This is a genomic window from Tardiphaga sp. 20_F10_N6_6 (genome assembly GCF_052076045.1).
In the GTDB taxonomy this organism is placed as follows: Bacteria; Pseudomonadota; Alphaproteobacteria; order Rhizobiales; family Xanthobacteraceae; genus Tardiphaga; species Tardiphaga robiniae.
Window position 1 is genome coordinate 5,859,247 of sequence record NZ_CP197239.1, and the last position, 18,662, is coordinate 5,877,908.

The window sequence follows — 18,662 nt, forward strand, 5'->3', positions numbered from 1 at the left end:
TCCTAATGCGCGACGTTGGGCTTCGCCGCCGAACGACGGCCGGCCAGCTGCCCGCCGGCGAGTTCGGCGATCAGGTCGATGACGATGTCGTGGTCGCTCGCCGCCAGCGCGTTCCAGCGCGCGAGGTTTTCGGTAGCTGCTGCAACATACTGCCTGCGCCACTGCGAAGCCGCGATAGCCCCGCCGATCTGCGACGCCGCGGTGCCGTGGTCCGACGGATCGATGAAGACGCCGGATGTGCCCAGTACTTCGTGGAAGACGGGCGCATTTGGCGCCACGATCGGCAGGCCGGCATATTGGGCTTCGAGCAGTGGCAAACCGAGACCTTCATCATGCGAGGTGCAAAGGAAAATATCGGCCTCATTGAGAATACGCGTCACGTTCTCGGACGACTGGTAGCCATGCAAGGTCACGCACGACATGCGCTCCAGCGTCTTCCAGTCATCGCCCCAGCCCTTGCGACCAACGATATCGAGGGTGGCACCGGGAAAGCCGTGCTGGCGCAATTCACGGACGATATTGGCCGCGGCGATGAAGTTCTTGCGTGGCTCGACGGTGCCGAGGGCCACGACGCGCAGCGGCGACGTCTCGGGTTCACGCTCGGCGCGCTCGGCGGATTCCAGCTTGAACACGTTGCGCACTGGTGGGCGATACAGCGTGATCTCGGCGTCCGGACGACAATGCTCGGCGAGCTTGCGCTGGGTGTCGCGCGAATTGGTCAGGAATCGCGGATAGTTCTTGAGCGCGATCTTGAAAGGCGTCGCCATATAGAGTCGGGCGCGGGCATTGAGATCGGCCTGTCGCGTCAGCAGGAAGTCGTCGTGCATATAGGGCAGCACACGTGATGAAAACATCCGCAGCAGCGGGCTTGGCGGAAAGCCGGGACACAGCAGGAACGACGAGGGAGACGCCAGGCGCATCGGCAGCCCGAAAGTCTGCGTCGCCACCATCTGGCCGGTGCCACGCGAGGTGATGGGCACGACATCGAGCGGCGCCAGCGCCTGTTCCGAAAACAGCTCCAGTGTGATCCGTTCGAGCCCGGTCACATGGCGTCCGAGATGGGTGTGATCGACATAGATAGTCATGCAAACTCCTGATCCCGGGGGACGGCGCGGACATGCGGAGCCGCCATCGGCGGCCGCTGATGGACATGGCGGGGTGGCGCCACGGCCGGCGCGCGTTCGCGCGGCAACAGCAGCGCGATGAGCAGAACGAGTTGCGCCAGCTGGATGTTCTTCGACGAGAAGCTCACCGAGCTTGCCGCAATCATCAGGATCAGCAGCAAGATGGCGAAGGCTGCGCGGTCCGACCGGCGCAGCAGTTCGATGAAGAAGCAGGTCAGGCCCAGTGTGATCAGGATGGTGTGGATCAGGCCGAATTGCACGATGCAGGACACCCAGAAGTTCTCGATGCCATAATTCAAACCGAGCTGCGACTGCAGCGCGTTCACGCGAACCGGATTGGGCCCGAGAATCAGTTCGCTCCACTGGAAATGATTGAGCATGTCGAAGGTCGCAAAGCGCGCCAGGGCGCTGCCTTTGTCCGACGAGAAGCGCAGCAGCATCTTGTCGAAGATGCCGAGATAGAGCGCAGCAAACACGACGCCTGCCGCCGCAAAAAGAAAGCAGATTGCGCCGACAGCGAACAGCAACGGCACCCGCTTGCCGCGGATCAGCCGGATGGTCTCAAGCAGACCGAGGCAAGCCAACACGAACAATACCGTCATCAGCGCGGTACGGCCGCCGAAGGCCATCAGCGAGCCCAGACTGAAGGCGATCAATGGCACGCGGATCATGATCGGCGGGCAGATGGCCGGTCGCAGCACCAGCGCCATGATATAGGCGCCGACGATGCCCGAGGCCGTCAGCGGATGGCCGAGGAGCGCAGCCGAGCGCCATTCACCGACCACCAGCACGCTGCCGAGTGTCAGCGGAATGATGCGATGGCCGGAAAAATATTCGTAATAGCCAATCAGGATGTTGAGCAGCAGTGTCGCATGGATGGCCCAGACCAGCGGCCGCCGCTGCGCCGGCGTCAGCCGCCAGATCAGCAGGCACAGCAGCACCGGCAGCAGGAACGTGTCGATGATGACCGTGAACGGGCGTTCCAGCACGAACATCTGGATCAGCAGGACGAACCAGCAGAACAGGTGCACCAACAAAAGCTTGGCGTCCGTGAAGGCACGGTTGATCTCACCGATCGGGTCACCGTCGCGCATCAGCAGCAAAAGCGTCGCGATGAATGTCGCATAGGTGCCGGGGTGCAATTTCTCGAGAAAATTGCCGCCGGGTGTCAGATAGTGAATCTTGAGATTGGTCAGAACGCCGCCGGACAGCGTGAAGATCGCGACGATAGCGCCCAGCAGCACGCTGACGATCATCAAATTAATGAGTTGGGCAGTGTTGACGATCTGGCGTCGTTGCGGAACGCGTGCACGCGAGCCCGCCGCGGCGCCGGCGCCGTTGCGATGCAGCCTGAGCGGCGCGGTCCGGGCCAATGTCAACGCGCAGCTCCCGCACTGGCGGCGGCGACGCCATAGGGCTTCAGATAGGCCGAGCTGCGATAATAGTCGTAGAAGCGGATCTTGCTGAGATCGACCTGGGTCAGCACGGTGCCGAGAATGCGATCATGCACCGGAGCCAGCAGCTCCATCGTGTGGGCGACGACTTCGCGCGGTGTCTGATTCCAGGCCATGGCCAGCAAAATTCGGTCGGCGAGTTCGGCCAGCGCGCGGCCGTCGACCAGCGGAATCAGCGGCGGCGAGTCGATGATGATCAGTTCATAATGTGACTTCAGGCGGTCGAGGATTTCGACGATCTGCTCGGAGAACATCAACTCGGTGATGGCATCGACGTCCTTGATAGCGGGGGAGGGTAGAATCGAGAGGCCGGTGCTGCGATCGAGCAGGATGGCGCGCTCCAGCGACACTTCGCCGGTCGCCACCTGCAGGAGGCCGGCATCGGCATTGGGGCTGACGGCGCGGGTCAGGCCGGGATTGCGCAGATCGCCGTCGATGAGCAGCGTCTTGATGCCCAGCGTGGCGAAGGACAGTGCGAGATTGCCGGCGAAGGTTGTCTTGCCTTCACTTTCGAGGCCCGATGTCACCAGCACGACCTTGACCGTGTCGATCTTGCGCGCACGCTGGATCGCCAGACGCACGGCGCGGATCGCTTCGGCGAAGAATGTGCCGGGCTCCTCGATGGCATAGCGCATCAGTGGTGGCTGCAATGCAGCCGGCAGCAGCCGCATGGTGCGCGGATCGTAATTGCCGAGTTCGGTGCGGCCGCGTTTGGCACGTCCAGCGAGTTCGCGGCTGCTGATCGACGGCAGCGCTGCCAGGGCGGGAACGCCCGAAATCTCTTCGGCCTGTTCCAGCGTCTTGATCCGGCCGTCGAGGTAGTCGGTCAGGAATGCCAGCACAGTGCCGCCGCCGAGGCCGAGCAGGATGGCAAAGCCGAGAATAAGCATGGTCTTCGGCGCGGAGGGCTTGAGCGGGATGCTGGCAAAGCTGACGATGCGGGAGTCCGGCATCTCCAGGCTTTCCTGCGCCGTCGTCTCCTTCGAGCGCGCGAGATATGACTCATAGAGCGTGCGGTTGGCCTCGGCCTCGCGCTGCAGCTCATGCAGCCGGACCACGGCCTGACCGGACGTGCTGGAGACGCCCTGCAGCTTGTCGAAACTGTCCTGCAGCGACGCCTCGCGCGATTTCGCAACGTCATAATCATGCGCCGTGCCCTGCACGATGCGCCCGATTTCCTCGTTGATCAGCCGCTGCGTGTCCTTGAGCTGCGCCCGCACATTGGCGACCTGCGGATGCCGCGGACCATATTTGCTGGTCAGGTCGGCTTCGTTCTTGGCGATATCGGCATATTGCGCGCGCAGCTTGGTCACCATCTCCGAGGAGACGGCGGCATTGAGCCCGCCGGCATCGCCGCCGGTTTTCGCCAATTGTTGCACCTGATCGAACTTGGCACGCGCCTCGGCGGTCTGCACCCGGGCAGCAATCAGCTTGCTGTTGAGATCGGTGATCTGCTGGTCGTTGACCGTTACGCCCTGCGAGACCGCGAGGTTATTGGCGGAACGATAGTCCGCGACGGCCTGTTCGGAGGTGACGACGCGGTTCTTCAGCGCATCGATCTGGCCGCCGAGCCATTTGGCTGCGATGCGCGTCGCGTCGAATTTGGCGCGGACCTGTTCCTCGAAATAGGCGTCAGCCACCGCATTGGCGATGGTCGCGGCTTTCTGCGGCGATTCCGAGCTGACGGCGATATCGACCAGGAATGTCGTGCCTTGTCGTGTCACCTTCATGCGGCGCTGGAGCAGATATATAGAGTATGCACGCGCGGCGTCTTCGGGGCTCACGCCATCGACTGGGCTGCTGCTGCGGAACAGATTGCGGATCGGATCGAGTAGGCCGGGCTTTGGCATGAACTCGAGATCCTGCGTCAGCTTCAGCTTGTCGACCACACGCTGCAGAATGGTCAGCGACTGGATCAGCAGCGTCTGGCTTTCGATGGTCGCATCGTCCGTGCCGAAATTGGTCAGCACCGATTGATTGGTTTCGACCACATTGGCGCGCCGGGGATCGACCAGTACGGTGGAGTTCGCAGTATAGAGTGTGGTCGCCGTCGCCACATAAGCGAGGGCGATACCACCGAGCACGGCGGCGGGCAGCACGACCGCGCGCCAGCGCCGGCGCAGGATGCGCGCCATTTCCCGGAGATCGACGGTCGGCGCCTGCCAACCGGCAACGGCGGTCGGAACCGGTTCCGGTGCCGCCGGATAAGGCTGATCAAAATTGCGCTGTAACATTGAGCCCTACCTGGTGTTTGTCGTAACTGAAGGTGGGTATATCGCTGTCGCGCGATGTGTAGCGGTGATAGGCCGAGATCGCGCTGAAGCGGTTCATCAAATACTTCACGCTGGCATTGGTCGTGGTCACGCGGTCCTTGCGGGCCTGGCCGAAGAAGCGATCGATCTCATAGGCGCCCGCCAGCGACAGGATGACGTTGCGACGCAGTTCGTAGTCGACGCCGACCTGCACGGCATTGGCCAACACGCCGGTCGAGCTGGTATCGGATGTCTGCGTGACCAGTTGTTCGGCCTTGACGTGGATGTCCATCAATCGCGTCGGGCTCCATGTGAGCTTGGCGCGATAGGATGGCCCGTCGACGGTGCCAATCAGAGGATTGTCGAAGCGCTGCTCGACATAGCCGCCGCCGAATTCGCCGCGGAGCAGATTGCCGAAACCGACGGTCAAGCCGGACAAAGCGCGATAGCCGGTGGAGTCCAGCGTCTGGCCGGGCACGCCGCGGATGTTGCGCTGGTTGCCTTCGACGCCGCCGAACCAGCCGAGCACAGGCGAGAACGCATAATCGACGCGGCCGTGAAGTGCATAGATCTGGCCGTCGCGGCTGCTCTGGTCGATCAGACTGCCATCCTGCGCGCGCGCCGTACCGTAATCGTAGGAGTCGACGCGTGCACCGATCGATGTCGCCAGCCGGTTGAATTCCTTGCGGACGGTCAGGTCGCCGGACATCAGATTATAAGGCGTCGGTGTCACGGCTTTGGAAGGCGAGCTCAGCGAACCCACACCCTCATTGAGATGCGCGATCTGGAAACTGCCCAGCACGACCATATCGTTGGCGATATCGATCCAGCCGGCGCCCTTCAGGCTCACATCGGTCTGGTCGAGGCTTGAATTTTCGTTATAGGCCGTGGTTCGTGAATTGAGCTTGATGTCGATGCCGTGTCGTTCCCACAGCGTGTGAGCACGCAGGCTGGGTTCGATCACCGCCGCGACGTCGCCGCGCTTCTGGGTGTTCGAGGCAAACACATTGCTGTCATAGAGTGCGCCCGTCATCAGCGACGGGTTGAACATCCAGGATCCCTGGCGGATGCCGACGGGTTCATAACCAGGTTGCTGTCGCTTTTTTACTGGCATGTCCTCTGGCGCTACTGCTTCGCGGTTATCCCGGTCGACCAGATCGGGCAGCGCGGACGGTTCGAAAATCCGTTGCGCATTCCAGGGCGGCGCGAGCTCGTCGCTGGTTGCCGGGATCGCCTGAGCATTGGCGGGTGATGCAATACCAAGCAGAATCGCCGTGACCGGCCATGGCGCGATACGGAGAGCGCGGCGCGTGACGGGAATCGGCCGCAGCCCCTCCGGTCCTTCGCCGATCGCATCCGATCCTGCTGATACAAACGTACATTTCATCACTCATCCCTTGCGAAGGACATGCATTCCTCCGCTATCGAATTGTCGTCGAGACTTGATTGCCGCTTAGAAATTCATCCTGGCGCTTACAAACTCAGCAAGCCCGTGATGAATGTCGCGCCCCCACTAGCGCACTCAACACTCGTCTGATGAAACGCCCTTCTCTTTGCTGCCCACAATGTGAAGTGCGAAGTAAAGTTCGTCGCACTGCACAAGAATACGCATCGCAAAAAGTCGAGACTATGGCGACGCGCGACATGAAGGCGCGCATCGGTCACTACACATCAGACAAAATCAAAAATGATGAGTTCAGAAGTATCGTTCTGGGACACGCACATTGTCGCCGGGAAATACCAGGACTGGCGAATCGAGCGCATAGATCTCTTCGACGGTTGAGCCCGATCGCCGCAAATACACTTTGTTCTCATTGGCGCGATAGGTGAATCCACCGGCAGTTGCGACGGCGTCCATCACGGTCAGGCCCATGCGATAAGGGTATTCGCCGCTCTTCTTCACTTCGCCGAGGATATAGAAGGGGCGATACAGTGCGATTTCCACATTCACGCGTGGGTCTCGCACGATTCCCTTGGCCAGCGCGGAGGAGATGCCCTTCTCTAATTGCCGTGTGGTCAGTCCAGCGGCCTTCACGTGGCCCGCAAGGGGAATCGATACAAATCCGTTGCTGTCGACTTCATATTCACCGGTGATATCAGCTTCGCCATAGACCTTCAGACGGATCCTGTCAGTTGGTCCAAGAAGATAGGTGCCTGACGGCGAAGCCGCAGAAACCCGCTGGTCCTGTGCGAGCGCGATCGACGGAGCGACGCCAGCAAGGAAAAATGAAAGCACCGGTACTATCAAAATGCCGGCGCATCGGTTCGTTCGCAACATGGTAGACCCCCAACACAACATCAATGTGATCATCTGCATCAATTCGATGACAATTGATGCAGACGACAATTGCGCGAGAGTGTCCGGCAAAAAACGGCGAAAGAATGTGGCGTACTCAGAGAGTGCGCAGATTGCGTACTAATGTCTTCTTAGAGAACCAGAATCTCTGTGCCTTCGATGGCAATGCACGTGAGGATGCCGCTGCGCCACGCACCTGTGTCAATATTCACACGGTTATCTCTAATATCTGCATGGGGAACCGGCGTGTGTCCGTGCACCACATAGACGCCATGATCGCGCTTTGAATCCAGAAACTCGTCCCTGATCCACATCAGATCATGCGGATCTTGAGACGACAGCGGAACATTGGGACGAATGCCCGCGTGAACGAACAAGAAGTCGCCACATCTGATATTGTTCCGCAGGCAACGCAAGAAAGCGTCATGCGCCGGAGGGAATGCGGCATGAAAGGCTTTCTGCACGTCGCGCGCCGTTGCCGTGCGCGATGGAGAAACGCCATAGGACGCGAGAGTCTGAAGTCCGCCCAGTTGGCGCCAGTGCTCAAGTACGCTGGCATCCTCTAGGAAGTCTTCCATGATGGCTTCGTGATTGCCGCGTAGGCAGATTGCATGGTTGTGCACCATGCGGACTGCCAGCAAATCGATCACACCTTTCGAATCCGCGCCACGATCGATGTAATCGCCGATATAGACCTCTGCCGCATAGGTGATCGGGCGACGTCGGATGTCCTCATCGATGCGCGCGATGGTCTCCTGCAGCAGGTCGGCGCGCCCGTGAATGTCGCCGATAGCATAGATACGCGTATCGGGCGGCAGTGCCGCCTTGTTCGAATCTGACCTGGAGAGGGAGCGCGGCATTTCGCGCAAGCTACGATCAGGGAACCGTCGCGGTCAAATTCAATCGGCCGCGCAACGCCTTGGGACTCATAAAGCTTTGGGGATAGCGATGAGCTCAGAAGAAAATGATGCGAACGGCGACGATCACAGCGACCCAGACGGCCGCATTGATAAGAAGAAGTCTATTTCGCAGTTTGCGGCCAGATGCGTTGTGCACATCGCTGGTAGAACTGTCCACAGGGCTCGAGATCGCCGCCTTATCCACGGCGATCGCGCGCGGGGGAAATGAAATGTCCCCTGTAGTCATCTGAGGTGTTCGTCGAGCGACCATGGCGATGCCGAAATATCTGGCGGAGTGAGCAGTCTCAGTGCGCAACATAATGGGCGCGCTTTAGTATCGAGTGAAAAATCAAGCTCGAATCGATTGCTGCTTGGTGGCTATTTGTTAATTGCGGAGATCATGCACCCGATCTCGCAGCGACGCGATGCAATTCATCGATCTGCGTCGTGTAATTATTTTGCATGGCTGCTGTGAGCGTGATGCAGCGCAATAGACCCACAAAATGATCTAAGCGCTTCCGTGCACAAAGAATTTTGCGCGCCGCACAATTATATCAATATTGCGACTGCGTAATGTTACACGCCAATACCGTTTTGCCGCCCTAATTCGTTCGCACAGTTAAGAAATCTTCAGGGATGAAGGTTCTTGCTGATCGACGAAGATGGTTTCGCAATTGCGAATGTTCGTCGAAGGGAAGAGTTCTGAATTCGCATGCCTGCCACATAGGCATGTTTCTGTTCGATTATCGCGCACCAAAGTTCCAGCAGGGAGCGAGAGCATGGCCTCTACAGTTTCAGTTGGTTTTGATCGCAACAAGGTGACGCCGCTCTGGAAGGAGCGGCAGCTCATTTCAGTGCGGCCGGTCGAGTTTGCCGGCCACGGGTCCTATCGGAATAGCGCCTATCGCAGCCGCCGGACGAACCAGGTTGCCCGGTGCGAGCCGTCGGAGTCGATTGCCAAGCGATTGTTCGACATTGCGGCCGCAGGCTCGGCCTTGCTGTTTCTCGCGCCGCTGCTGATCACGATCGCAATCATCATCAAGGCGACCTCGCCGGGACCGGTGTTCTTTACCCAGTATCGCTATGGCTACCGCAACCGGTTCTTCAAGATCTACAAGTTCCGCTCAATGCGCACCGATGCCGGCGACAAGCGCGGCATTCAGCAGACGGTCGAAGGCGACGCCCGGGTGACGCGGATTGGCAAGCTGCTGCGCAAGACCAGCCTCGACGAAATTCCGCAGCTGATCAACGTGCTCAAGGGCGATATGTCTCTGGTTGGGCCGCGGCCCCATGTTCCGGGCATGCTGGCCGCCAACGTGCTCTATGAAGATCTCGTGCCGTATTATTTTACGCGTCACAGCGCGCGGCCCGGCATCACCGGCCTGGCCCAGGTGAGCGGCTGTCGCGGCAGCACCGTGGAGGCGCCCCGGGCGATCTCGCGCATCGATTACGACCTCGAATATATCGAGAAATGGTCGATGCGTATGGACATCACGATCATCGTGCAAACCGTCCGACGCGAATTCCTCTCCGGTAATGCCTTCTGATGCCCACGACCGATTGAGCGGCGGCATCGATCACACCACACATTGCAGACATTGCGCTGGCGGACCTCCGTCCGGCGCCCGGAATTGTTTTGCCTTGAAACCAGCCTCGAACGAAGGGTGACAGCCATGACGGCGACGCAACGGACCAAGCAGCTCTTGAAAGACGCTTTCCCGTCGATGTATCTGCGCTGGCGCTTCATGAAGCGTCCCAAATCGGCGGAGCGTGAACTGGCTTATCTCGACAAGATCGTGCCGCAGGGGGCCGTCACGGTGGATGTCGGCGCCAATTGCGGTCTCTATACCCAGCAACTGGCGCGACTGTCCGGTCAGGTCCATGCGTTCGAGCCGTCGCGTGAGATGGCCGATCTGCTCCGGCGTACCTCCGCGTCCAATGTGCGCATCCATGAAGTGGCTCTCTCGGATCATGAAGGCGATGCCGAGCTCTACACACCGCAAGGCGAGGATGGCCTTGTTTACGGGCGGGCATCGCTCGAACAGCAATACGAACCGTCGGTGAAGCAACTGATCACCACGCATGTTCCATTGGCGCGTCTCGATGGTGTCGTGCGCGAGGACGTGTCCTTCGTGAAGGTAGACGTCGAGGGGCACGAGTTGAGCGTCTTGCATGGAGCCGTCGGCCTGATCGACCGGTGCCAGCCGGTCTTCCTTGTCGAGGCTGAGGATCGCCACCGTGCCGAGGCGACGCGCTCGGTGTTCGATTTCTTTCGCGACAAATCCTATCGCGGCTTCTTCCTCCAGGACGACGAGGTGATCTCCATCGATCATTTCAACGCCGGGGAAATGCAGGACGCCGATGCGCTGTTGCCCAATGGTGGCCGTAAACCCGGGCAAGCTTACGTCAACAACTTCTTTTTCTTTCCGCAGCATCTCGACGGCGAGTTGATCCTCAACAGCTGAGGCGCATGCGGAATTCTCGGGGGATGTCCGGGTCGTTCTGACCGCGGACTGTTTACAAGACAGGACATGCAATGCGAATTGCCATGATTGGCGCTGGCTATGTGGGGCTCGTGTCGGGGGCGTGCTTTTCGGACTTCGGCCATCACGTCACCTGCGTCGATACGGATCAGGGAAAGATCGATGCGCTGAACAACGGTGAGATTCCGATCCATGAGCCTGGTCTCGATGCGCTGGTCGCGAGCAATGCCAAGCAGGGACGTCTCAAATTCGTTACCGATGTCACATCTGCTGTCGGTGCGGCCGAGGTGGTGTTCATCGCCGTCGGCACGCCATCGCGGCGTGGTGACGGTCATGCGGACCTGTCCTATGTCTATGCAGCGGCGCGCGAGATCGCGAAGGCCATCAAGAAGTTCACCGTGGTGGTCAACAAGTCGACGGTGCCGGTCGGTTCCGGCGACGAGGTCGAGCGCATCATTCGCGAGGAGAACCCGGAGGCGGAATTCGCCGTGGTCTCGAATCCGGAGTTCCTGCGCGAAGGCGCGGCTATCAGAGACTTCAAACATCCCGACCGTATCGTCATCGGTTCCAGCGACCAGCGTGCCAAGGACGTGATGGCCGAAGTCTACCGGCCGCTGCATCTTAACTCGTCGCCGATCATGTATACGGATCGCCGCACGGCCGAACTGACCAAATACGCCGCCAATTCATTCCTGGCCACGAAAGTCGCCTTCATCAACGAGATCGCCGATCTCGCCGAGAAGGTGGGCGCCAATGTGCAGGAAGTCGCGCGGGGCATCGGCCTCGACAACCGGATCGGCCTGAAGTTCCTGCACGCCGGACCGGGCTATGGCGGCTCGTGTTTTCCGAAGGACACGCTGGCACTGATCAAGACGGGCCAGGATTACGAAGCGCCGCTGCGCATCGTCGAGACCGTGGTTGCCGTCAACGACCAGCGCAAGCGCGCCATGGCACGCAAGGTGGCGCATGCCTTCGGCGGCAATCTGCGCGGCAAGTCCATCGCCATTCTCGGTGTGACCTTCAAGCCGAATACCGACGACATGCGCGACGCGCCGTCGATCCCGTTGATCACGGCGCTGCAGGATATGGGCGCCGAGGTGCGGGTCTATGATCCCGTGGGCATGGAGCAGGCGAAGAAGGTGTTCGAGAATGTCACCTTTTGCGAGGGGCCCTATGAATGCGCCCGCGGGTGTCACGCCATGGTCATCGTCACCGAATGGGAGCAGTTCCGCGCGCTCGATCTGAAGGAGATGGCGGCGATCATGGCCTGTCCGGTGATCATCGATCTCCGCAACATCTATTCGCCGGATGAAGTGACGCGGAACGGATTTCTCTATAGCGGCGTCGGGCGGCCGCAAGCAGTGGCTTACTAGCCAGCGCATCTGCGCAGATGCGAGGAGGCGCGCAGTGTTTTACTGCGTCGCTTCCTCCGTTGTGCCGGGCGCAGTCGCATGTTCGCTTCGCGGCGTCGTGGAGGCGTCGTTATAGCTTTCAGTCTGGTAGATCGATTCCAGGTCGCTGCCGCCGAGATACCAGCTTCCAAGGAAATATGTGGCGCCGATGATGGCTGCGGCCATCACGAGGCCGCGGCCGACGGAGAAGACGATATCGGCCTTCGTGACTTTATGCGGAGCGATCTTGTCCATGAAGGCGTCCCTATGGGGCATGCCGCTATCCTGCAACGGCGTGGTCCAGTTGGTGCTCAGGAATTCGAGCGCAAGCAACAGCGCAATCAATCCCGGACAGTGTAGCGTTATCGACCTGACATGTCTGCTGGAAATGCCGAGATCGTCGCGTAGCAGAGAACCCATTGAATAAGCGAATAATGCGGCGCTCAGACCGCAGATCGCAGAATCACAATCACTTTCGGCATCCGCCCCATCCGCGAACATCGCCAATGCGGCTCATTTGTTCAACCGTCACAATTGCAACAATTCAACCCCGAATGTCGGAATACCGAACACAGGCGCGTGAGCACGAGCTTTCTCCCATGGAACCTGAGGATGACGACAGAGTGACGATGCGTTGCTGGAGTACCGAGGTTATGATCGCACTATGAGACAAACTACATTTATACTGGCACTTGCCGCCGTGATCGCGTCCCCGATCTATGCGAACGAAATCGATCAGATGGCGAACAATCTGGAAACAAGCTGTTCGAATCACTTTCGCAAGCGGCCGAATAAACCTTCGAGCGATTCCAAAAAGTTCTGCAGCTGTTTTGCCGGAACCTTCACATCGACCATCTCGCTGCGGGAACTCGATGCCGCAAATGGGGTGGTAACATCGGAAATTCAGGAACAATTCGAGCGCGCTGCGGAGTTCTGCGGCCGCGATGTTGCGCCGTCCGTCGCGCAAGCGGGCAGGGCATGGATCATGGAATCCAACTGACCGACGAATCCCGGTGATCATTGTCGGCTGTTACCCTGACTCACTGTCGCCTCATTTGACCGCAAGTCTTTGCTCGTCGGCAGAGTGGGACACATCTTGCGCCGGCATTTGGGGACTGCTCATTGACTGACTCTCGTTTCAAGGCGCAAGTGGCGTCTCGCATGCCTATGCTCCGATTCAAGGAGTCGAAGCTCAGGCAGAAGGTCGGTTCCGCCGTCGAGGCGGTTTCGATCGCATGCGCCCATGTTCTTGCTATCGCGGCCCTGGTGATCATCGGCGGTCTTGTCATCTATGTGAGATAATCGTCGTGCGTACTATTTTACTTGGACTGTTCCTGACGGCCGTCGCCCAGCCGTGTTTCGCGCAAAAATTTCTCTCCTTCGAACCTTTGATGATGGATCCGTATGCGACCGTGTTCGTCGACAACGGTTCGTGTTCGGCGGGCAAGGTGCTGAAGGTGCAAGGTGCGCCGAACAACCAGCGTCGCAAGAAGAGCTGTGTGCCGATCAGCGATGTGCGGCCAGGTGTCGTCAAGGGCAAATAGCCAAGGCCACCGCAACGGCGCTTACGTCGTTGCCTGCTGCATCGCCGGCCGGCCAGCGCCATAGCGTAGATGGTGTCGCATGGATGGATGCGGCGCGTATGCGACGTGGCTTCTGCGAAATCCGTGCCCAAATGGGCAGCAAAGGCAGAAAATGCGGGCTTAGTTCGTCGAAAATGCCCGCATTCGCGCGGACACCCTGACAAGCGGGAACAGCGTTGCTATGGTCGCGCGTACCGGCCGCGACGTGCCGGATTCCGAATCGAGATGGATCAGTTCAGGTGACATTTGAGCCTTCCGCGCGTCCGGGTGCAATGCAGGGCGGACTCGCGGCATCGTATATAAACATGACGGATGATGAGGCCGTCGATCTCGCCCGCGAGCGTTTTGGCATCGAAGGCCGTCCGACGCGCTTTGCAACCGAGAAGGACGACACCTTCCGGATCGCGCCGGCAAGCGGGCCGCGCTTTATCCTGAAGGTTGCGAACCCCATCGAGGATATCCCCGAGATTGATCTGCAGGTGCAGGTGCTCGATCACGTCGCGGCGCGTGCGCCCGATCTGCCGGTGCCGCGTGTCATCCCCAACGACAAGGGTGAACGGCATTTCAATTATGTGGATCGTGCCGGCCAGAACCGGCAGGTGCGGATGATGTCCTATCTCGAAGGCCAGCCCCTGAGTGAGGTGCCGTCCACGGAGTCGGGACGGGCCGAGATCGGCAAATTGCTGGCGCGACTCCGTCTCGCACTGGCGGATTTCAGCCATCCGTCAGACTCCCGGGTCGTCGCATGGGACGTCAAGAACCTGCTCACGCTGCGCGACCTGCTGGCGGAAATCACCGATGCCGACCAGCGCCGCAAGGTCGAGGCGGCGCTCGAGCGTTTTGCCGCCATCGAAACCCGGCTCAAACAGTGCCGCATGCAGGTGCTGCACAATGATTTCACCCGCTCCAACATTGTCGTCGATGCGTCGCTGCCGGGTTTCGTCAGCGGCATCATCGATTTCGGCGACACGGTCCGCACCGCGATTGCCATCGACGCCTCGACAGCGATGCTCAATCAGTTGCCCGTCGCGATGGACGGCGATGTCTTTGCCGATGGCCGCGATCTGCTCAAAGGCTATCTGTCCATCGCCGATCTGACGGCGGAAGAACTGAGCCTCATTCCGCATCTGATCTTCTCGCGTCTGGCGACGCGCCTGCTGCTGTCCACGGCTATGGCCAACCGGGTGCCGTCCGTCGCCGCCTATGTCCTGCGCAACAATGAGCAGACCTGGGTGCAGATGGACTGGTTCATCGCCCGCTCGATGGACGAGATCTCCGATCAGTTGATGGACTTCGCCAGATAATCTTTGCCACATCCGACCCTGCTTCCAGAGGAAACAACAACATGACCGCAGTCACCAGCGCCCCGCGCGGCAAGATGGTCAACGGCTTCGACCCCGCCACGGCAACCGGCCTCACCGAAGAGAGCCGCAAGCTCGTCGCGCGACGCAGCGATCTGCTCGGCCCGGCCTATCGGTTGTTCTACAGCAACCCCGTCGAGGTCGCGCGCGCCAAGGGCGTGCTGCTCTATGATTCAGAGGGCAACGAATATCTCGACGCCTATAACAATGTGGTGTCGGTCGGCCACTGCCATCCGCGCGTGGTCGATGCGATCACGCAGCAGGCGCAGACCATCTGCACCCATACGCGCTATATCCAGAAGGGCATTCTCGACTATGCCGAGGATCTGCTCGGCACGTTCGACGGGCCGAAGCGGCATGTGATGTTCACCTGCACCGGCTCGGAAGCCAATGATCTCGCCGTCCGCATGGCCAAGCATCACACCGGCAATCAGGGCATCATCATCACCGAAGAAGCCTATCACGGCAATTCGGAGCTGACTGCGGGCTTCTCGCCGTCGCTCGGGCCGTATTCGCCGCTTGGCACCTATGTGCGTCGCGTGCCCGCACCGGATTCCTATCGCATCGCGCCGGAAAAGATCGGCGCGTGGATGGCCGAGAAGGTGTCCGAGCAGATCGTTGACCTGCAACGCCGCGGCGTCGGTGTCGCCGCCTTCATCGCGGACTCCATGTTCTCGTCCGATGGCATCTTCTCGCACCCGACCGACGTGCTGAAGCCGGTGCTCGATGTCGTGCACAAGGCGGGCGGCGTCTTCATCGCCGATGAAGTGCAGTCCGGCTTCGGCCGCAGCGGTGAAAAGCTCTGGGGCTATCAGCGCCACGGCATCACGCCTGATATCATCACCATGGGCAAGCCGATGGGCAATGGCTACCCCGTTGCTGCCGCCGTGATGCTGCCGGAGATCGTGGAGAAATTCGGCCGCGACAACCGCTACTTCAACACATTCGGTGGCAATACGGTGGCGATGGCGGCCGCGCAGGCGGTGCTGAATGTCATTCGCGACGAGAAGCTGGTCGAGAATTCGCTCCGGGTCGGCAAGGTCCTGCGCAACGGCTTCCATGCACTGGCGAAGAAATACGAGCAGATCGGTGACGTCCGTGGCTCCGGCCTCTATGTCGGCGTCGAACTCGTAAAGGATCGCAGCACCAAGGAGTCGGATGCCGCCGCGGCATCTGCCGTGGTCAATGGCCTGCGCGCGCGCCGCGTGCTGATCTCGGCGACGGGCCCTCATGCCAATGTGCTGAAGGTTCGTCCGCCGCTGGTCTTCACCGAGGCAAATGCCGACCGGCTGCTGACCGAGGCCGAAGCCGTGATGGCATCGCTCTGAGATGACACGGATTGATGCCATCGCGCGGGTCAACGCGCAGTTCACGTCGGGGGATTTCCTCGCCACGCTCGATCGCATGGTGGGCTACAAGACCGAGAGCCAGAGCGACAAGCGCGCCGACGATCTGCGCGCCTATCTCGAGCAGGAACTGACGCCGACTTTCACGGCGCTCGGCTTTACGACTGACATCATCCCGTCGCCATCGGGGCGCGGGCCCCATCTGCTCGCGACCTATCATGAGAGCGACGATCTGCCGACCGTGCTGATGTATGGCCATGGCGATGTGGTCCCCGGCATGGAAGGCGAATGGCGCGACGGGCTCGATCCGTGGCGCTGCACGAGTGTTGGCGAGCGCGTCTATGGCCGCGGCACCGCCGACAACAAGGGCCAGCATGCCATCAACATCGCCGCTCTTCGCGCGGTGCATGAAGCGCGCGGCGGCAAACTCGGCTTCAATGCCAAGTTCATCATCGAGATGGGCGAAGAAATCGGCTCCCCCGATCTTCCCAAAGTCTGCGAAGCCCATCGCGATGCGTTGAAGGCCGATCTGTTTCTCGCCTCCGACGGCCCGCGGCTGTCGGCCGAGCGCCCGACGATCTTTCTCGGCTGTCGCGGCGGCCGCCGCATTCATCTCGATATCGAGCTGCGCGACGGCGCGCACCATTCCGGCAACTGGGGCGGGCTGCTCGCCAATCCCGCGACGATCCTCGCTTCGGCAATAGCGACGCTGGTCGACAGGAACGGCCGCATCCTGCTGGACGCACTGAAGCCGCCGCGCATTTCCAATCAGGTCCGTGCGGCTCTGGCTGACGTGATCGTCGCGCCGTCGGCTGATGAACCGGCTCTGTCGGAGAATTGGGGCGAAGACGGATTGTCGCCGGCGGAACGGCTCTATGCCTGGAATACGCTGGAAGTACTGGCGATCAATGCGGGCAATATCAACAATCCCGCCAATGCCATTCCCGGCAAGGCCGGCGCGGTGCTGCAGCTTCGCTTCGTCGTCGGCACCGACATCGAGAATGTCGTACCGGCAATCGAGAAACACCTTGCCGCAAACGGTTTTGCCGACATCAAGGTGAGCCAGTCGCAATATTTTTCGGCCTCACGCACCGATATCGACAATCCCTGGGTTGGCTGGGCCGTCGAGTCTGTTCGCAAGAGCACGGGTAGCGCGCCGGCGCTGCTGCCGAATTTCGGCGGCTCGCTGCCGAATGACGTGTTCACGGATATTCTCGGCCTGCCCACCGTGTGGGTGCCGCATTCCTATCCCGGCTGCTCGCAGCACGCGCCGGATGAACACATTCTCTTGCCGGTGACGGAGGAGGCGCTGAACATCATGGCGGGGTTGTTCTGGGATTTGGGTGAGGCGCCTGTGCGGGCCTAATCGTTGCGATAGTAACGATGAGCAACGGCGCTCGTGCTTTGCGCTGTCATGGCCGGGCTTGACCCGGCCATCCATCTTTCGCACCCGTCATCTTCAAAAAGATGGATCCCCGGGTCAAGCCCGGGGATGACGAGGAGGGGGCAGCGCCCTCTCAATCCTTCACAAACGCCAGCAACACACCGTTGCCCTTGCTCGGCGGCACGACGACGCCGACATCGCTGCGGCTGCCAGCTGATCCAACGGCCTTCTCGGCCGCTGCAATATCAGCCACGCCGAACACCAGCGAAATGCCGCCACGCTCGGGAATGCCGGCCAGCGATGTGCCGGGGAAGTGCTTCGCAAGCACGTCCTTGGTGACGAATACAAAGTCCGCGCGGTCGCCGCCTGACGGCACGACGACAGTGCCATCGGCTTCGCTGCGCGCAGCGCCGTCGATCAGCTTCGCCATATGCTGTGCGTCCTTCTCCAGCTCCGGCGTGACGATGAACACCTTCTTCAGGCGCTTGGCCGTATTGGCATGCACCTGCAGCTCGGGAATCCACACGGTCTCGCGGGTCTTGTGCTGGCAGGCGAAGATGCGGAGGCCACCGGGGGCTTCCTCATAGGGCCACTGATAGGTGGCGAATTTCGCCGCGCTCAGGCTGCCGTCCGGCATCGTCACCGGGCGTTCGAAATCGGTCGGGCCGATCGGCGTGTAACCGCGCGCGCGGATTTCCTCGGCGCCGACAGCGGCGTCGGTGGTGGTGAAGGCGATGCGCTCGATGCCGTCGCCGCGCTTGGCGAGAAACGCCCGCGTCGGCGCGTTGTGCTCGGTCTCGTTAAGCACGCCCAGCAGCTCCACATAGTCCGGGCCGAGCATCATGGTGTAATTGCCGGAGCCCATCTTGGCGCTGTGGGTGCCGCGCGGCGACACTGTAAAGCCGAGGCTCTTCCAGTTCGCAGCGGCGGCGTCGAGGTCCTTGACGACGACCACGGCGTGGTCGATTCCAACGATGTTTTTCAGCGTCACGTGCTCATTACCTTGCAATGGATCAGGCGCGTAAACTATGCAGAATGCAGGGGTGCCGCAAGAGAACGGTTATGTTCGGTTGCGCGGCGCAATGCATG

17 protein-coding genes are annotated in these 18,662 nt (G+C 60.5%); 9 read left to right on the forward strand and 8 right to left on the reverse strand.

Features of this window, described 5'->3' with window-relative positions:
- Window positions 1-2: 2 nt before the first annotated feature.
- The 6 genes from AB7813_RS28010 to AB7813_RS28035 form a co-directional block, all read right to left on the reverse strand.
- Window positions 3-1,085 carry a glycosyltransferase family 4 protein gene (locus AB7813_RS28010; RefSeq protein ID WP_439082878.1) on the reverse strand — a complete coding sequence of 361 codons (1,083 nt, stop codon included), beginning with the start codon at window positions 1,083-1,085 and terminating at the stop codon, window positions 3-5.
- Window positions 1,082-2,503 (reverse strand): VpsF family polysaccharide biosynthesis protein, encoded by a 1,422-nt coding sequence (locus AB7813_RS28015; protein WP_439082877.1) that lies wholly within the window; start codon window positions 2,501-2,503, stop codon window positions 1,082-1,084. The genes AB7813_RS28010 and AB7813_RS28015 overlap by 4 nt, the downstream gene beginning before the upstream one ends.
- A complete protein-coding gene (locus AB7813_RS28020) occupies window positions 2,500-4,812 on the reverse strand; it encodes a GumC family protein (RefSeq protein ID WP_120288781.1) in 2,313 nt (770 codons plus the stop codon). The genes AB7813_RS28015 and AB7813_RS28020 overlap by 4 nt, the downstream gene beginning before the upstream one ends.
- On the reverse strand, window positions 4,793-6,217 hold the full coding sequence (locus AB7813_RS28025) for an outer membrane beta-barrel protein (RefSeq protein WP_441228899.1): 1,425 nt from the start codon (window positions 6,215-6,217) through the stop codon (window positions 4,793-4,795). The genes AB7813_RS28020 and AB7813_RS28025 overlap by 20 nt, the downstream gene beginning before the upstream one ends.
- 309 nt (window positions 6,218-6,526) lie before the next feature.
- Window positions 6,527-7,141, reverse strand: a complete 615-nt coding sequence (locus tag AB7813_RS28030) for a polysaccharide biosynthesis/export family protein (protein WP_244528336.1) — start codon at window positions 7,139-7,141, stop codon at window positions 6,527-6,529.
- Window positions 7,142-7,257: 116 nt separating this feature from the next.
- Complete coding sequence (locus AB7813_RS28035; protein ID WP_315844356.1) at window positions 7,258-7,986, reverse strand: metallophosphoesterase family protein; 729 nt, start codon at window positions 7,984-7,986, stop codon at window positions 7,258-7,260.
- An 818-nt stretch (window positions 7,987-8,804) separates the two neighbouring features.
- Between AB7813_RS28035 and AB7813_RS28040 the strand changes: the two genes are divergently transcribed.
- The 3 genes from AB7813_RS28040 (at window position 8,805) to AB7813_RS28050 (ending at window position 11,881) form a co-directional block, all read left to right on the forward strand.
- The gene (locus tag AB7813_RS28040) at window positions 8,805-9,572 is read left to right on the forward strand and encodes a sugar transferase (protein ID WP_120288785.1); all 768 of its coding nucleotides are present in this window, start codon (window positions 8,805-8,807) and stop codon (window positions 9,570-9,572) included.
- Between the two features lie 126 nt (window positions 9,573-9,698).
- The gene (locus AB7813_RS28045) at window positions 9,699-10,490 is read left to right on the forward strand and encodes an FkbM family methyltransferase (RefSeq protein WP_175366890.1); all 792 of its coding nucleotides are present in this window, start codon (window positions 9,699-9,701) and stop codon (window positions 10,488-10,490) included.
- 71 nt (window positions 10,491-10,561) lie between these two features.
- Window positions 10,562-11,881, forward strand: coding sequence for a UDP-glucose dehydrogenase family protein (locus AB7813_RS28050; RefSeq protein WP_093759182.1), 1,320 nt, complete (start codon window positions 10,562-10,564; stop codon window positions 11,879-11,881).
- 39 nt (window positions 11,882-11,920) lie between these two features.
- Here AB7813_RS28050 and AB7813_RS28055 read toward each other — a convergent pair whose 3' ends face one another.
- Window positions 11,921-12,175 (reverse strand): hypothetical protein, encoded by a 255-nt coding sequence (locus AB7813_RS28055; protein ID WP_139285856.1) that lies wholly within the window; start codon window positions 12,173-12,175, stop codon window positions 11,921-11,923.
- 463 nt (window positions 12,176-12,638) lie between these two features.
- Between AB7813_RS28055 and AB7813_RS28060 the strand changes: the two genes are divergently transcribed.
- From AB7813_RS28060 to AB7813_RS28085, 6 genes are all read left to right on the forward strand, one after another.
- Window positions 12,639-12,899, forward strand: a complete 261-nt coding sequence (locus tag AB7813_RS28060; protein ID WP_141137206.1) for a hypothetical protein — start codon at window positions 12,639-12,641, stop codon at window positions 12,897-12,899.
- Between the two features lie 161 nt (window positions 12,900-13,060).
- Window positions 13,061-13,201: a hypothetical protein gene (locus AB7813_RS28065; protein WP_158596770.1), complete on the forward strand. Its 141-nt coding sequence runs from the start codon at window positions 13,061-13,063 to the stop codon at window positions 13,199-13,201.
- 5 nt (window positions 13,202-13,206) lie between these two features.
- Window positions 13,207-13,443, forward strand: coding sequence for a DUF6719 family protein (locus AB7813_RS28070; protein WP_231077788.1), 237 nt, complete (start codon window positions 13,207-13,209; stop codon window positions 13,441-13,443).
- Window positions 13,444-13,787: 344 nt separating this feature from the next.
- Window positions 13,788-14,786 carry a phosphotransferase gene (locus AB7813_RS28075; RefSeq protein WP_439082875.1) on the forward strand — a complete coding sequence of 333 codons (999 nt, stop codon included), beginning with the start codon at window positions 13,788-13,790 and terminating at the stop codon, window positions 14,784-14,786.
- Between the two features lie 41 nt (window positions 14,787-14,827).
- Window positions 14,828-16,171 carry an aspartate aminotransferase family protein gene (locus tag AB7813_RS28080; RefSeq protein ID WP_439089092.1) on the forward strand — a complete coding sequence of 448 codons (1,344 nt, stop codon included), beginning with the start codon at window positions 14,828-14,830 and terminating at the stop codon, window positions 16,169-16,171.
- A 1-nt stretch (window position 16,172) separates the two neighbouring features.
- Complete coding sequence (locus AB7813_RS28085; protein WP_439082873.1) at window positions 16,173-17,555, forward strand: M20 family metallopeptidase; 1,383 nt, start codon at window positions 16,173-16,175, stop codon at window positions 17,553-17,555.
- A gap of 151 nt (window positions 17,556-17,706) precedes the next feature.
- On the opposite strand, the gene AB7813_RS28090 is transcribed toward AB7813_RS28085, so the two are convergent.
- On the reverse strand, window positions 17,707-18,564 hold the full coding sequence (locus tag AB7813_RS28090; protein WP_439082872.1) for a VOC family protein: 858 nt from the start codon (window positions 18,562-18,564) through the stop codon (window positions 17,707-17,709).
- Window positions 18,565-18,662: the final 98 nt, after the last annotated feature.

What these genes read in the sequence shown, in the direction of transcription:
- AB7813_RS28010 (WP_439082878.1), bottom strand. Translation starts at nt 1,085, where the DNA reads ATGACTATCTATGTCGATCACACCCATCTCGGACGCCATGTGACCGGG.
- AB7813_RS28020 (WP_120288781.1), bottom strand. Translation starts at nt 4,812, where the DNA reads ATGTTACAGCGCAATTTTGATCAGCCTTATCCGGCGGCACCGGAACCG.
- AB7813_RS28025 (WP_441228899.1), bottom strand. Translation starts at nt 6,217, where the DNA reads ATGAAATGTACGTTTGTATCAGCAGGATCGGATGCGATCGGCGAAGGA.
- AB7813_RS28030 (WP_244528336.1), bottom strand. Translation starts at nt 7,141, where the DNA reads ATGATCACATTGATGTTGTGTTGGGGGTCTACCATGTTGCGAACGAAC.
- AB7813_RS28035 (WP_315844356.1), bottom strand. Translation starts at nt 7,986, where the DNA reads ATGCCGCGCTCCCTCTCCAGGTCAGATTCGAACAAGGCGGCACTGCCG.
- AB7813_RS28040 (WP_120288785.1), top strand. Translation starts at nt 8,805, where the DNA reads ATGGCCTCTACAGTTTCAGTTGGTTTTGATCGCAACAAGGTGACGCCG.
- AB7813_RS28045 (WP_175366890.1), top strand. Translation starts at nt 9,699, where the DNA reads ATGACGGCGACGCAACGGACCAAGCAGCTCTTGAAAGACGCTTTCCCG.
- AB7813_RS28050 (WP_093759182.1), top strand. Translation starts at nt 10,562, where the DNA reads ATGCGAATTGCCATGATTGGCGCTGGCTATGTGGGGCTCGTGTCGGGG.
- AB7813_RS28055 (WP_139285856.1), bottom strand. Translation starts at nt 12,175, where the DNA reads ATGCCCCATAGGGACGCCTTCATGGACAAGATCGCTCCGCATAAAGTC.
- AB7813_RS28060 (WP_141137206.1), top strand. Translation starts at nt 12,639, where the DNA reads ATGGCGAACAATCTGGAAACAAGCTGTTCGAATCACTTTCGCAAGCGG.
- AB7813_RS28065 (WP_158596770.1), top strand. Translation starts at nt 13,061, where the DNA reads ATGCCTATGCTCCGATTCAAGGAGTCGAAGCTCAGGCAGAAGGTCGGT.
- AB7813_RS28075 (WP_439082875.1), top strand. Translation starts at nt 13,788, where the DNA reads ATGACGGATGATGAGGCCGTCGATCTCGCCCGCGAGCGTTTTGGCATC.
- AB7813_RS28080 (WP_439089092.1), top strand. Translation starts at nt 14,828, where the DNA reads ATGACCGCAGTCACCAGCGCCCCGCGCGGCAAGATGGTCAACGGCTTC.
- AB7813_RS28085 (WP_439082873.1), top strand. Translation starts at nt 16,173, where the DNA reads ATGACACGGATTGATGCCATCGCGCGGGTCAACGCGCAGTTCACGTCG.